Source organism: Rothia endophytica (assembly GCF_928381505.1).
In the GTDB taxonomy this organism is placed as follows: domain Bacteria; phylum Actinomycetota; class Actinomycetes; order Actinomycetales; family Micrococcaceae; genus Rothia; species Rothia endophytica_A.
In genome coordinates this window covers 36,122-50,178 of record NZ_CAKMSJ010000011.1, presented here as the reverse complement: position 1 = coordinate 50,178, position 14,057 = coordinate 36,122, and the positions used below count along the sequence as shown (strand labels likewise).

Sequence of the window (14,057 nt, the reverse complement as noted above, 5' to 3'; positions counted from 1 at the left end):
GGTTACTTCTTTTCGTCTTCGTCGATAACTTCGGCGTCTACTACGTCGTCTTCATCAGCCTTGGGTGCACCGGCATCAGCGTTAGCTGCATCAGCCTGCGCCTGGGCGTAGAGTGCCTCGCCCAGCTTGGTCTGTGAAGCCTGCAGCTTCTCGAAGGCTGCCTTGACGGCATCATCGTCTTCACCTTCAAGGGCTGCCTTGACGGCGTCCACATCAGCCTGAACCTCGGTCTTGACGTCCTCGGGCAGCTTCTCGTCGTTTTCCTTGATGAGCTTCTCGATGGAGTAAGCGGAGTTCTCAGCTGCGTTGCGGGTCTCGGCTGCCTCGCGGCGTGCCTTGTCCTGCTCAGCGTGTGCTTCGGCGTCCTTGACCATGCGGTCAATGTCCTCCTTGGAGAGTGAGGAGCCACCGGTGATGGTCATTGACTGCTCGGTACCGGTGCCCTTGTCCTTAGCAGATACGTGCACGATACCGTTGGCGTCAATGTCGAAGGTGACCTCAATCTGGGGCATGCCGCGGGGTGCGGGTGCGATACCGGTCAGCTCAAAGGTACCCAAGTTCTTGTTGTCGCGGGTGAACTCACGCTCGCCCTGGAAGACCTGGATGGATACTGAAGGCTGGTTGTCTTCAGCGGTGGTGAAGGTTTCGCTGCGCTTGGTGGGGATCGCGGTGTTGCGCTCGATCAGCTTGGTCATGACGCCGCCCTTGGTCTCGATACCGAGGGAGAGGGGGGTAACGTCGATCAGCAGAACGTCCTTGCGCTCACCCTTCAGAACGCCTGCCTGCAGGGCTGCACCCATAGCGACGACCTCATCGGGGTTGACGCCCTTGTTGGGTTCGCGGCCACCGGAGAGTTCCTTGACGACCTCGGTAACAGCGGGCATACGGGTTGAGCCACCGACCAGAACGATGTGAGCGATCTCTGAGACTGATACGCCAGCTTCTGAGATGACGTCCTTAAAGGGCTTCTTGGTACGCTCGATCAGGTCTGCGGTCATGTCCTGGAACTTAGCGCGGGTCAGCTTCTCATCCAGGTGGATGGGGCCTTCTGCGGTAACGGAGAGGTACTGCAGGGAGATGTTAGTTGAGGTAGCTGAGGAGAGTTCCTTCTTAGCCTGCTCAGCTGCTTCACGCAGACGCTGCAGAGCAATCTTGTCCTTGGACAGGTCAGCACCGGTCTTGGACTTGACCTGCTCCAGCAGGAAGTCAACGATGCGCTGATCCCAGTCATCGCCACCCAGACGGTTGTCACCGGAGGTTGCGCGAACCTGGATGGTGGAGAAGCCGTCTTCATCCTTGCCAACTTCGAGCAGGGAGACGTCGAAGGTACCGCCGCCGAGGTCGAAGACCAGAATCAGTTCGTCTTCATTGCCCTTGTCCAGGCCGTAAGCCAGTGCTGCCGCGGTGGGCTCGTTGACGATACGCAGGACGTTGAGGCCTGCGATTTCGCCGGCCTCCTTGGTTGCCTGACGCTCAGCGTCGTTGAAGTACGCGGGAACGGTGATCACAGCGTCGGTGACGGTGTCATTCAGGTAAGCTTCAGCGTCGCCCTTAAGCTTCATGAGGGTACGAGCTGAGATCTCCTGAGCGGTGTATGCCTTACCGTCAATGTCCTGGGACCAGGTGGTGCCCATGTGGCGCTTGACGGACGCGATGGTGCGGTCAACGTTGGTCACTGCCTGACGCTTTGCAACGTCGCCTACCAGAACCTCTCCGTCCTTGCTGAATGCTACGACGGAGGGGGTGGTGCGGGCGCCTTCTGCGTTGGCGATAACGGTGGGCTCGCCACCTTCGAGGACTGCTACAACTGAGTTGGTGGTACCGAGGTCAATGCCTACTGCACGTGCCATGAGATTTACTCCTTGTATTGGATTGATATTTACACTCGTGACATCTTCAAAGTTGAGCGCCTTTCACTCAACTCGGATGTCTTGATTAACAGTCTGCACCCCTTGGGCAACTCTGTCAACAGACTTGAGTTAAAGACGCTCAACTTTTTTTCGCAGATCAATAGAAACTAATAGTTACTGTTGGGCGGAATTCCAGGTTTTCCACCCTCCATCAAGATTCCTCACTTGATATCCATGCTGCTTCAAAATGCGCGCGGCTAAATAACCGCGCAAACCAACCTGACAATGAACGATGATGGGGCGGTCAATTTCCAGCTCGCCCAGGCGCTCCCGCAGAGCATCAAGCTCGATATTGACAGCACCGGGGATGGGTGAATGGGTAAATTCACCAGGAGTTCGTACATCAACCAGCAGAGCACCGGCGTCCAGCTCATCCTGTAACTCATGGAATTGAACCGTTTCCACCAATCCATCCCGAATATTGCGGTTAATATAGCCCAGCATATTAACCGGGTCTTTAGCCGAGCCAAACTGGGGTGAGTAAGCGAGCTCCAGCTCTGCTAAATCGGAAGCTTTCAAGCCACCGGCCATTGCGGTGGCAATGACGTCGATTCTTTTATCGATGCCAGATTCCCCCACCCCCTGGGCACCCAGTATTTCATCGGTAGCTGAATCAACCAGCAGTTTCAGAGACATCCCCGAAGCACCAGGGTAGTAGCCAGCATGATCTGAGGGGTGGGTATGGGTTGCACGGTAATCCCTACCCTCTTGCTTGAGGCGGCGCTCGTTCCAGCCGACACTCGCAGCCGTCATCCCAAAAAGCCCCAGAATCGAGGTGCCCCGCACCGGGCGCTGAGCAACAGGCCGGCCTGCAATCACATCTGCCACCAGACGTCCTTGCAGGTTGGCAGTATTCGCCAAGGCAACCAGCACCCCCTGGCCGGTCAGATCGTCCCGCTTTTCCACAGCATCCCCCACCGCATAGATATGAGGATCGCTAGTACGCATGTGCTCATCGACTAGAATTCCACCCCTCTCTGAAAGGGCAAGACCAGCACCTGCCGCCAGGCGGGAATCGGGGCGCACGCCAATAGCAAGGATGACCATATCAGCAGGCACTTCACTGCCGCTGGCAAGTTTGATCTTGCTCTGGCGAATTTCCGCAAGAGCCTCACCTAGGTAAAGGTCGACGCCACCATCACGGAGGGCGCGGTGAACCAACGCCGCCATCTCGGTATCAAGCGGCGCCATCACCTGGGGTGCAGCTTCCACCAGAGAAACGTGGAAACCTCGGTGAGAGAGGTTTTCTGCAACCTCAAGACCCACAAAGCCGCCGCCCACCACAGCAACTGACGCGCCAGAGGGCAACTCATGAGTGCGCGCCATAATCGCGTCAACATCTTCCACCGTTCGCAGCGTCAGAGCCTGCTCGACCCCAGATAGGGGAGGCACAAAGGGAGTAGCACCCGGCGAGAGAATAAGCTCGTCATAATTCAGAGTTTCAGTACCGGCAGCGGTTTTGACATCGATGGCTTGAGCAGCCCTATCGATGGACAAAACCTCACTATTCACGCGCACATCGAGCTCAAAACGCTGCGCCAGCGATTCAGGAGTTTGCAAGAGTAAGCTGTCTCGCTCCTCAATCACGCCACCCAGATAATAGGGCAGGCCGCAGTTGGCAAAACTCACGTAGCCACTTTTCTCCAGCACAATGATGCGCATTGATTCATCATGACGGCGCAAGCGGGTGGCAGCAGACATACCGCCTGCCACGCCTCCAACAATGACAACGGTTTTCTGAGCCTGGTTCATTATTTGACCTTTCACTAACGCTACGAGGAACGCCCGTTCTTTAACCGAGGTGAACCAGCAGCAACTTAAACCTTCCTTGCCATTATACCCCGGGGGGTATAATGTTTTGATAACTAGACCTTCACATCTAAGGAGAAACCCATGTGTCGCCCCACCACCTGTAAAGTCTGCTCAAAAACCACTTGGACTGGCTGCGGCCAGCACATCACCACCGTCAAGGCGTCCGTACCCGCTAGCCAGTGGTGCAACGGCAAGCACACCGACGCTGAAAAGGCCGCCGCACAGCCCTCCGGCGGGTTCTTTACCCGTCTTTTCGGGCGCTAAAGTTCTGCCATACACATGCCCCCGCACATTCTCTCTTTGACCAGGATTTTTTCTCAGGTTTAAGAGAGAAAGTGCGGGGGTATTACATTTTTAGTCGCGGTGGACGTCTTGCCTGCCGTCCGCAGAGCTCTGCAGCTGAGCCTTCCGGCGTCTTGATTTCTTGGAGTTCCGCACCGCTGCGACAGCCACACCGCTCGCAATGACAAGTGGCACCCATGCCTTAGAGTGCTCCAGCAGAAAGAAGACCCAATCGGGCGGGGTGGGCAGAGATATATCGGGCCAGGGAATCTTCCACTGGGGCGCGGGGATATCGATATCGGGAGGGCTGGGCAACCGCAAAACCGGCACAGGCAGATCTATCTGTGGCGCTGCCACATTAAACTCAGGTAGCTGGCCCACTAGCCACTTGATGATGCGCGACACCAGAGGCGCCAGAATCAGGCCCACGATGTACCAGGCAGATTTCCCCAGGCCAAACAAGAAGGGAAACAAAGCTCTCTTGGCTGGGCTGACGTCCAAAGTCGCCTGATATGCCTCAGCGCGGCTACCGGGTGGTGCGTCCAGCTCAATGTATTCGTCTTCAGCCCCGTGCTTATAGGCAACGAGGAGCAGCTCATCCACAAAGTTTTTTGTTAGCCTCAGCTGGGGCTGGCTGGGTGCCACAGTTTTGGGTGTAGAGAATTTACCGCTGGCCAGATTTTTCTTCAGGTTAATAGTGGCAGGTGTCCCGGAGTATCTGCCCACTACTTCACCGTTCACCAGTACCCGCACTCTTTGCCTGGGACGTGCCAAATAGCTCAGTACCCGCCCCCGAAGACCAGCACCCGCCCGCGATTCGTTGGGTTCGCTCTCTTCTTTGCCCTGAGGTTCTTGCTCTGGCCAATCAGGGTCAAGCGCGCAAAACTCAGCGTCTGAACCCCGCTCAAGTACTATCTGCCCGGCGGTTGGGTGCTCAAGGCTCCAGCGCAGCATTAGCTCTCGTCCTCTGCGGATTTACTCCACTCGGTAACGAATTTCTTACCCCAGGGCAGAGAAGCCCCAATCACAATCAACAGAACAATCGGCACATACCAGCCCGCTCCGTCCGGGTAAAACAGCCTACTTGCCCACCACATCGAAGCCCCAGCTACCAGGCCAAAGGTGATGCTGGGCCGGTAGGTTATCGCTTCGTAGACGCTCAGAACCACCAAGGCTAGGGGCGTAACCACCAGAACGGCTGGAACAACGTGATGAGGCAGAGCCACAGCTAGCACCCACGGCATGAGAACAAATAAAATTGGTAAACCGAGCAGGGCTATATAGTTACCCGCTTTTTGCTTAAGGGCTGGGGTCTCGTGAGATTTTGTCGTCATATCTAGTTTCGGTGAGACGTCATTGTCAGTGCCATTTTATGCAGCATATCTGCCTACCGTAGCATTTGCACAAAACCAGGGTTCGGCCACCCCGACGTCCGGAAAACGCAAAAGCCCCGCACCTGTGTGGGGTGTGGGGCTTTCGTCATCTCGAAAGAAACTCAAGAAACTGAGCGTATGGTGTTCCTCTAGCTCACTGCTGTATGAACCGGCGTGACCGCCTAAACACCATCAAGTGTGTGTACTTGTAAGACTATACACAGTTTGGGTACAGTTTTCCGCCCGAGCAGATACTTTTATACACAAGTTTCTAAGGTTTTTGTGCACGTTATACAAGCTCATCTTCCGCATGAAAAAATATGGATATGTATAAAGTCATGACAGTCTGCACCGGCAATATTTGCCGCTCACCCACCGGTGAGTTCCTCCTCAAGGACGCCGCCGCACGCGCCGATCTACCCCTCCAAGTAGCCTCAAGTGGCATCTCCAACGAAGAGCGAGGAAACCCCATAGACCGCCGCGCTCAAAAGGTGCTGGATGAGCTAGGTATCGACGCCACAACTCACCGCGCCCAGCAGTTTAATAGCCAAGATTTTTACCGCTTTGACCTCATTCTTGCGATGGACACTAACCACCATCAAGCCCTCAAACGGCTGGCACCGAATGATGCAGCGGCGGCAAAGGTTCGGCTCATGCGAGAGTTTGACCCCGCTGTAACGCATCTACCGTTAGAAGACCTAGGCATTTATGACCCTTGGTACGGAGACCAAGAGGATTTCTACGAAACATTTGAGATGATTCGCGCAGCGGTACCTGGCGTCCTGGCGTACGTTGAAGAAGCGCTAGAAAGCCAGTAATGTCTGCTTTCTTCTGCGGTGAGGTCCGCCCATCTCAGCTGGAGCTCACCACGGTCTAAGCAGTCTCGTCAGTCCCTTGGACGTCCTGAACAGTGGCTTCAAGGTCTAAACCTAGACGGCGGCGCTCGTCGGCAATAATTTGGGTGGCCAACTTAGCGTCAGAGATGTCCACTGATTCTGAGGCAGATTCTTTGGCAGCAGAGATGCGGGCGTATTCGTCAAAGAGCTGGGACTTGCGGCCTAAGATTTCAAGCATGCGCTCATCCACGGTATCAACCCCCAGCAGGCGGAAAACGTCTACGGTGTGCAGCTGGCCCATGCGGTGGGCTCGGGCAATCGCCTGGGATTCGATGGTGGGCTTGAACTGGGGTTCGCAAAGAATAACTACAGAGGCGCTCTGAATATTGAGCCCAGCGCCGGCAGCGGTAATCTGCGCCAGCAGAACGGAGCCCGGTGCAGCCTCGCCGAGCTTATCGACAATTCCCTGCCGTTCGGCCGGTTCTACGCTGCCGGTAATAAGGCCGATACTGCGCTCCCCCAATGCTTTCTGCAGACGCTCTAGGACGCTGAGGAAGAAGGAGAAAACCAGAACCTTACGTCCAGCGGCCTCGGCTTCATCGACCAGTTCAAGCAGTCGGGTGAGTTTGGCAGAGTCTTCAGCAGCCCAGGCGACTCGGCGCATGAGGGCGAAGTTGCCCTCGGCAACGGCATCGCGGTAGGCCTGGGTGTCAAGGGTGGTGAGTTCCACCCAGTCACGGTGCTCGGTCATATCGGGCAGTTCTGAGAGTACGTCTTTTTGGTTGCGGCGCAGGTAAGCCGGAGCGATGCGAGTGCGGAATTCGCTGGCTAGCAGGGTGTCCATACCGCTCTCGGCCACCAGGGCAGGTTGCAGGTAGTCCACCAGGGTGACGAACTCGCTGACCCGGTTTTCCATGGGGGTGCCTGAAAGTAGGACAGCATATTCAGCACGGCGCACTAGAGCGGCAACTGCCTGCGAGCGCTGAGCGCCGGGGTTCTTGATCAGGTGCGCTTCATCGGCAATAAGGGCGTCGATGGGCCAGCTGTCATCAGCGTAGAGGCGCGCTCCGTCATAGGTGGCAATCAGGACGCCGCCGGACTCCTTCCACTGGTTAACATTGCTTTCGCGGGCGTCCCCATGGGCGGTGTAGGGGGTGAGCTGGGAGAATTTTTGCAGTTCACGAAACCAGTTGATGACCACTGAGGCAGGGCAGATCACCACAAAGTGGGTTTTCCCCTGGTTATGCAAGTGGGTGAGCGAGGCGATGGACTGCATGGTTTTACCCAGGCCCATTTCATCGCCCAGAATAACTTTCTTCTGTGCCAGCATGAACTTGGCGCCGTAGTTTTGATAGCCGCGCAGGGTGGCAGCCAGGCCCTCAAGGTTGATGGGGTACTTGCGGATTCGCTCGTTGATTTCGGCGGGCAGGTAGTCATCGCCCTGGTTTTCGTTGCCCAGATAACGGGCCAGCAGGGCCTGGTAGGTGGAGGGGTCAGCCAGGTAACGTTGCCAGGCTTCATCTGCGGTCAGCCAGGTGGCTGGTGGGACGCTGATGGCCACGTTGGCCTGGCACCAGGTGAGATCTTCGATCAACTGGTCGTAGTCGGTGCGGTCTTCCCCCAGCGCCACGTAAAAGTCACCGGTGGGGGCACCCTGGCCCAGCAGCGGGGCGTAGCCAGTAAGTCGTTCACGCAGTTCTGCTTGAGGGATGGCGGCGTCAATTACCTGGAGGCGGTCTACACCGATGAGCATACGTTCAGCTGCCGGGGTGCGGTATTCGCCCAGGGTTTCCTTTTCCTGCCCGACCGCTTCTGCCAGTAACCGCTGGGCGGCAGCATGTAGCTGGGCGGCGGTGGTTTCGCCGATACCCGGGAAGCGGGTCAGGTCCTGGGGGTTATGGCCAAGGACCCTATCGACAGTGGCGATCCCGGCGTCCGCCAGCGGGGCGGTGCGCACGGTGCCGCTGGTGAGCTCCCGCAGTTTATCGACGGGAATATCGCGCAGGGTAAGACGGGCGCGTTCGGTTTTGAGCGCCTCCATATCAGCGCCCATACCGCTCATGAGCTGGGCTCGCTCAGGAGTGTTGAGAGCACCAAGCACCTGCTGATAGGCTGCCACCTGGGCTGCGGGCAGTTTCTCCCAGGTCACCTGCTCCCAGCGTTCCCCGGCAAAGCGTGCCAGGGCCACCGCTACAGCGTCCTGCAACCCCAGGGCATTGGTCTCAAAAGCCTGCGGCATAGCTGGGACGCCCGCATCTGCTTCTGCTAGCAGGGCGTTGACCCGCACGAGGTCAGCATCTACTGCCAGCAGGCGGTTAGCCAGATCGGCTGAAGCTGCTTGTGCCGCCTGCTTTTTAGCGCCACCGAAGAAGCGGGTCAGCATGCCACCTTGGCCGTCACGGATGGCTTGAATCATGGCAGGCACCTGAGCATCTGCCTGGCTGATATTGCGCAGGGCGTCGAAGTCAGCCGGTGAGCGTTGCTTCCACCAGGTGAGAGCCAACCATTCGTTTGCTCCCACCAGGTGAGCTGGAGCCAAGGGGGCAAAACGGTAGAGGGACCCAGTGTAACTAACAGGTAGGTTGAAGCCCAGTGCGGCGGGGCGGCTGAGCAGTTCAAGCACGCGGCGGCTCTTCTCAGCAGCAGCGAGCAGTTGCTCACCTTGGCGGGTTAGCTCTTCGGTCATTGCGGGCACCTTCTGTTGGCGGCAAGTAGATTCAGCTTCCACTATAGAACCGCCCTGCCTCCCAGAGGTTTCTTTTTAGGGCATTGGCACGGTAAGTTCTTCTGAAGAACTCAGGGCGCACCGGGCGAGAAGGGCAGGCTAATGGCTGTATGCACAAATTCTGAGCAGCTTGCTGATCTCATCGTGAAGGCACAGGATCAACAGGCTAATACTCCACTGCTGGTTGCACTAGACGGCAGAAGTGGGGCGGGTAAGACCAGTCTGGCAGCACAGCTAGCAAGCTCATTGGCAGCCCATATGCCCGTAGAAGTCTTCCACCTTGAAGATACCTACCAGGGCTGGGGCGGTCTAGCACCCGCTGTTGAACAGTGGCGGCGTATTAGCCAGGAAATCATGTCCGGGCAGGACGCCGGTTGCTGGCACGGCTGGGATTGGCAATCTAACCAGCCCACCGGTCCCCACCCCTTCACCGCGGGCGCTCGTGGCGGCGTCCTCTTAGTGGAAGGCGTTGGGGCGCTCTGCGGCTCCTACCACCTGGGCATCTGGGTCGAGCTATCTGACAGCGAGCGCAAACGCCGAGCACTAGCCCGTGATGGGGAGACCTACCGCCCCTACTGGGATATGTGGGCCGCTCAGGAGGACGCTATCATCACCGCTAACGCGAAGGTTTATGCCACTGCGGCGCACCTTTATCAAACGCCATGAGCATCCACTTCCGTTTAGCTAGTGCTCTCAGCGAGTTTAGATAACTGTACGGAGGTCTTCTTTAGCTTTTCTTCAACCAAAGAATAGTGCACCCAGGTTCCCTTCTTCTGCCGGCTAATGAATCCATTGTCGGACAGTACTTTGAGATGGTGCGAAACTGTCGGTTGGCTAAGTTCAAGTGCGCCCGTCAGGTCACAGACACAGATTGTCTGAGGTGGCGGGGGTATCAAGGATAAGAGCAGGAGTCGGTTGGGGTCAGCCAACGCTTTAAGAAGTTTAGCCTGCTCTTGGGCTACTTGATTCGGCAGAGCTCTGCGCCCGGCAGACACACAAGCCTCCGCGGGCACAGTGACTGGTGATTTTTCCATAAGCCCATTCTTTCATATATTGACAGTTATCAATATAGATACCATTCTTATATTGATACATATCGATATATGGATGTTTACATCCTCAATCTACTACGGAGTTTCAATGCCCTCTAAAGATCTCCCGTCTACCGCACCACCTGAGCAACCTGTCATAGCAAAGCTCTCAACATTAGACAGATTTCTACCCCTCTGGATTATGGGAGCCATGGGGCTGGGATTGGTTCTTGGCAAAACGGTCCCCCACCTGAACGAAAGTCTGGAAGCACTAAAAATCGGCCAGGTTTCACTACCAATTGCAGTTGGTCTGCTGGTGATGATGTACCCCGTGCTCGCAAAAGTGCGATACAACCAGACCAGCTCAGTACTGACCGACAAAAAATTACTCATCACCAGCCTCGTCATTAACTGGTTACTGGCTCCGGCTTTTATGTTTACACTAGCCTGGGTTTTTTTGCCCGACCTCCCGGAATACCGAACGGGGCTTATCATCGTTGGTCTGGCTCGCTGTATTGCCATGGTCATGATCTGGAATGACCTAGCCTGTGGCGACCGTGAGTCAGCAGCCGTCCTCGTCCTTATCAACTCTGTTTTTCAGGTACTCGCCTTCAGCCTGATGGGATGGTTCTACCTACAGATTCTGCCGGCCTGGTTGGGCCTGCCCGTGACCAGCGCTCACTTTTCACTGTGGACTATCACCCTCTCTGTCTTAGTTTTTCTTGGTATACCTTTACTCGCAGGTTTTCTAACGCGTGTCTGGGGAGAAAGGGCACGAGGCAGAACCTGGTACGAGGAAAAATTCCTTCCTATAATTAGCCCCTGGGCACTCTATGGGCTGTTGTTCACTATTACTCTGCTCTTCGCACTACAAGGGAAAACCATTCTTGAACGGCCCTGGGATGTCGCTCGTATTGCTCTGCCTTTGCTGGTCTATTTCCTCGTGATTTTCACAGCAGGCATGATTATCGGCAAGACTCTTAACCTCGGGTACGCCAAAACCACCACCCTAGCCTTTACAGCAGCAGGCAATAATTTCGAGCTAGCCATCGCAGTAGCTATTGGTACCTTTGGTGTAACCAGCGGACAGGCACTTGCCGGTGTGGTTGGCCCCCTGATTGAGGTGCCCGTACTCGTAGCGCTAGTCTATGTGGCCCTGTGGGCACGCCAAAGGTACTTCCTAGATTAATCATTATTTACACCTTTTCCACTTAAGGAGAATCCCATGAAAACAGTGCTATTTGTATGCGTAAAGAACGGCGGAAAATCGCAGATGGCTGCATCAGTGATGCGTAAGGTTGCAGGAGATCGCATAAAAGTCCTTTCCGGCGGCACCGAACCAGGCAGAGCCCTCAACACCGAATCTGTTCAGGCCTTAGAAGCAAGGGGCTACTCAACCCACGGCGAGTTCCCCAAAGCAATTGACCCGCAAAGTTTAGAAAACTGTACAGCGATTGTTGTTGTGGGTAAAGAAGCTCAGCTTGACGCTCCCGCCGGCGTACGTATCGAGCGGTGGGACACAATAGAGCCATCCCATCAAGGCATTGAAGGAGCTGAGCGCATGAACCTCATCCTGGATGATATTGAGAGCAGGGTCAATCAGCTTGCTGAATCGCTCATATAGGTTCTATCTTCACGCTACCTAGTTGCCCACCTTCTTCCCAGAAGGCATGGTGCTGGTCTGCAAGAACACATTTTTCTTTTAAACTTCCTATTACGACGGCCTCGCCCCGCCCCGTAGAATAAGGGAGTTTTGCAGGCACGAAAGGGCATCATGGAATCTTCACACACCTCCCACCAAACACCACCCGGTCTTTCTAAAATCGCTGTTTTTACACTAGCGTCCCTGACCGCCGTTGGGCCGCTAGCTATCGACATGTATTTAGCGGCCCTTCCCTCTATTTCTGCCGATCTCAACACCACAGCGTCCATGGCACAGCTGACGCTCACCGCTTTCATGCTGGGCCTGGGTGCCGGGCAGTTCGTAGTAGGCCCGCTATCGGATAGAACCGGGCGCCGCCGCCCGTTGCTCATAGGTATCGTGCTCTGCGCTCTAGCCACCCTGGCCTGCGTTTTTGCTCCCACCATTGAATTTTTCATCGCGGCCCGTTTTATCATGGGCTTCACCGGCGCCATTGGTCTTGTCTTAGCGCGCGCTATCGTGGCGGATTCCACCAGTGGCCTGCAGACTGCTCGCCTCATGGGCATCATGATGATGATTAACGGGATCGCCCCTGTTGCCGCACCCCTGATTGGCGGCATTGTGCTGGCACACGGCGATTGGCGAGATGTTTTTAAGGTCATCGCAGCCATGATTGCATTGTCCATGGTGCTGGTAACCGTCTTCATCAGGGAATCTCTACCCGTAGAGCGGCGCCGCACCGGTAGTCTCTTGTCGGCCTACGCCGGCATCGCTGAAGTAGTGAAAATTCGCCGCTACATGGGCTTCATGCTGACCATGGTGCTGGCCTTTGGTGCCCTCTTTGGCTATGTTTCAGGTTCCCCCTACCTGCTACAAAACGTACTGGGGCTCAGCGAAACTCAATTCACCTATGTCTTTGGGGTCAATTCGGTAGGTATCGTGCTGGCCTCTTCGGTGATGACGGCGCTGGTTGGCAGGGTGGCGCTACGCAAGCTATTGACCATTGGCATCAGCTCGCTGGTTGCGGTGAGTCTGTTGATTTTGATTCACTTCATCATGGGACCCCAGCTGGTGCCCACCCTGGTCCTGCTCTTCGCCTTGACCTGCTCGGTAGGAATGATTTTTGGTAACGCTTCTTCGCTTGCCCTGGGCGAAGCCCGCCATGTTGCAGGGTCAGCCTCTGCAATGCTGGGCATGACCCAGTCAGCGATGGGTGGCCTCGCCTCCCCGCTGGTTTCCCTCGGTGGAGGCGCCGCATACATGCCCTTAGCACTAACCATCAGCGGCTTTTCTCTGCTGGCAGCCCTCGCTCTTCTGACCACGCCCAAGGCAGAAAGCGACTACGCCACCTCGGCACGCTAGCTGCGTGCTAGGTAGCCCAAGAATTCTTCAGTTAGCTGCGAATCGGTAGCTAAAGGTGTGCCGTTGAGATGGGTTACCGGGGCTAGCAAACGCACAGACGAGGCCAGCCACACGGCATCCGCTTCCAGCAAATCCTGGGGGTAGAGCGGCCCGTAGCCCAGCTCCCAACCCGCTGCACGGGCTCCTTCAAAGATGACGCCCTGGGTGGTGCCGGGCAGAATGCCGTGGGAGGGCTCAGGTGTGTACAGCACCTTTCTATCCCCCTCAGTTTTAGCGACGATCACTGACGAGGTCGCGCCTTCAAGAATTCGGCGGTCATCAGTGACCCAAATGGCGTCATCTGCTCCGTGGTTCTTCACGTAGCGCAATACTGACATATTGACAGCGTATGAGAGAGTCTTAGCGCCGGCGAGCAGCCAGGGGTAAGCGGAGTCCTCTGCCGGATCATGGCCGCGGGGTAGAAGCATGGCACGTACCCCCTGTTCACGTTGTACAAGTATTCCGGCTGGGCTGGGGGCTACAGTAACCCAGGCATGGGGGCCCCCGTCCACGGTGCCACGGGAGATAATAATTTTTACTGTATGCTCTTCACCCAGTACCGTTTGCGGGCCAGCTTCAGCTGCACTCAAGGCTAGGTCGATGGCGGTGCGCAGGTTCTCTTCTGACGGCATGGGCAGGTCGAGGAGTCGAGCCGAACCGGTGAGCCGTGCCAGGTGAGCACCGAACTTACGGACGCTGCGGTTGGCGGCTAGCATGGTTTCAAAAACACCGTCGCCGCGGGTCAAGCCCTGGTCTTCGATATTGATGAGCGGAACAGTGGCGTCTACGAGGGCACCGGCAGGGTGCTCAGCGCTGAGCATTACTACGGTTGTTTGAGTCATATCTCAAGGTTACCTGCGGGTACCGGAGGATACACTGATGCCCCACCGCTGCGTCTGGGAATACACAGTGATAGGGCATCGTCTGTTGTGCGAGCACCACTGAGAGGCGCGAGCGCTCTTATACTCCGCAGGCTCTAGTATGAGGTGGGGACTGCGGTGAGCCTATAATCCTAAAATACCCATTATCGACAGTAGTGCGCATA

General features: G+C 56.3%; 13 protein-coding genes. 6 read left to right on the top strand and 7 right to left on the bottom strand.

Annotated elements, in window-relative coordinates; all coding sequences use genetic code 11:
* Positions 1-2 precede the first annotated feature (2 nt).
* Positions 3-1,850 (bottom strand): molecular chaperone DnaK, encoded by a 1,848-nt coding sequence (dnaK, locus tag L6990_RS11120; RefSeq protein WP_237204272.1) that lies wholly within the window; start codon positions 1,848-1,850, stop codon positions 3-5.
* Positions 1,851-2,024: 174 nt separating this feature from the next.
* Complete coding sequence (locus tag L6990_RS11115; protein ID WP_237204270.1) at positions 2,025-3,662, bottom strand: FAD-dependent oxidoreductase; 1,638 nt, start codon at positions 3,660-3,662, stop codon at positions 2,025-2,027.
* Between the two features lie 141 nt (positions 3,663-3,803).
* Between L6990_RS11115 and L6990_RS11110 the strand changes: the two genes are divergently transcribed.
* Positions 3,804-3,986: a hypothetical protein gene (locus tag L6990_RS11110; RefSeq protein WP_237204268.1), complete on the top strand. Its 183-nt coding sequence runs from the start codon at positions 3,804-3,806 to the stop codon at positions 3,984-3,986.
* 90 nt (positions 3,987-4,076) lie between these two features.
* On the opposite strand, the gene L6990_RS11105 is transcribed toward L6990_RS11110, so the two are convergent.
* Positions 4,077-4,958, bottom strand: coding sequence for a hypothetical protein (locus L6990_RS11105; RefSeq protein WP_237204267.1), 882 nt, complete (start codon positions 4,956-4,958; stop codon positions 4,077-4,079).
* Complete coding sequence (locus tag L6990_RS11100; RefSeq protein ID WP_237204266.1) at positions 4,958-5,338, bottom strand: hypothetical protein; 381 nt, start codon at positions 5,336-5,338, stop codon at positions 4,958-4,960. The genes L6990_RS11105 and L6990_RS11100 overlap by 1 nt, the downstream gene beginning before the upstream one ends.
* A 365-nt stretch (positions 5,339-5,703) precedes the next feature.
* Here L6990_RS11100 and L6990_RS11095 point away from each other — a divergent pair, with 365 nt between their 5' ends.
* The gene (locus L6990_RS11095; protein WP_237204265.1) at positions 5,704-6,195 is read left to right on the top strand and encodes a low molecular weight protein-tyrosine-phosphatase; all 492 of its coding nucleotides are present in this window, start codon (positions 5,704-5,706) and stop codon (positions 6,193-6,195) included.
* A gap of 55 nt (positions 6,196-6,250) precedes the next feature.
* On the opposite strand, the gene L6990_RS11090 is transcribed toward L6990_RS11095, so the two are convergent.
* The gene (locus L6990_RS11090; RefSeq protein WP_237204256.1) at positions 6,251-8,899 is read right to left on the bottom strand and encodes a DEAD/DEAH box helicase; all 2,649 of its coding nucleotides are present in this window, start codon (positions 8,897-8,899) and stop codon (positions 6,251-6,253) included.
* A gap of 141 nt (positions 8,900-9,040) precedes the next feature.
* Here L6990_RS11090 and L6990_RS11085 point away from each other — a divergent pair, with 141 nt between their 5' ends.
* Positions 9,041-9,604, top strand: a complete 564-nt coding sequence (locus L6990_RS11085; protein WP_237204247.1) for a hypothetical protein — start codon at positions 9,041-9,043, stop codon at positions 9,602-9,604.
* Between the two features lie 14 nt (positions 9,605-9,618).
* On the opposite strand, the gene L6990_RS11080 is transcribed toward L6990_RS11085, so the two are convergent.
* Positions 9,619-9,972 carry an ArsR/SmtB family transcription factor gene (locus tag L6990_RS11080; RefSeq protein WP_237204245.1) on the bottom strand — a complete coding sequence of 118 codons (354 nt, stop codon included), beginning with the start codon at positions 9,970-9,972 and terminating at the stop codon, positions 9,619-9,621.
* A gap of 106 nt (positions 9,973-10,078) precedes the next feature.
* On the opposite strand from L6990_RS11080, the gene arsB reads away from it, so the two are divergent.
* From arsB to L6990_RS11065, 3 genes are all read left to right on the top strand, one after another.
* Entirely contained in the window at positions 10,079-11,158 is a 1,080-nt protein-coding gene (gene arsB, locus L6990_RS11075; protein WP_237204236.1) for an ACR3 family arsenite efflux transporter, read from the top strand.
* 36 nt (positions 11,159-11,194) lie between these two features.
* On the top strand, positions 11,195-11,593 hold the full coding sequence (locus tag L6990_RS11070) for an arsenate-mycothiol transferase ArsC (RefSeq protein WP_237204234.1): 399 nt from the start codon (positions 11,195-11,197) through the stop codon (positions 11,591-11,593).
* Between the two features lie 150 nt (positions 11,594-11,743).
* Positions 11,744-12,973 carry a multidrug effflux MFS transporter gene (locus L6990_RS11065; protein WP_237204232.1) on the top strand — a complete coding sequence of 410 codons (1,230 nt, stop codon included), beginning with the start codon at positions 11,744-11,746 and terminating at the stop codon, positions 12,971-12,973.
* Here the strand turns inward: L6990_RS11065 and L6990_RS11060 are convergent.
* Positions 12,970-13,854 (bottom strand): aminotransferase class IV, encoded by an 885-nt coding sequence (locus L6990_RS11060; RefSeq protein ID WP_237204230.1) that lies wholly within the window; start codon positions 13,852-13,854, stop codon positions 12,970-12,972. The genes L6990_RS11065 and L6990_RS11060 overlap by 4 nt on opposite strands.
* Between the last annotated feature and the right edge of the window lie 203 nt (positions 13,855-14,057).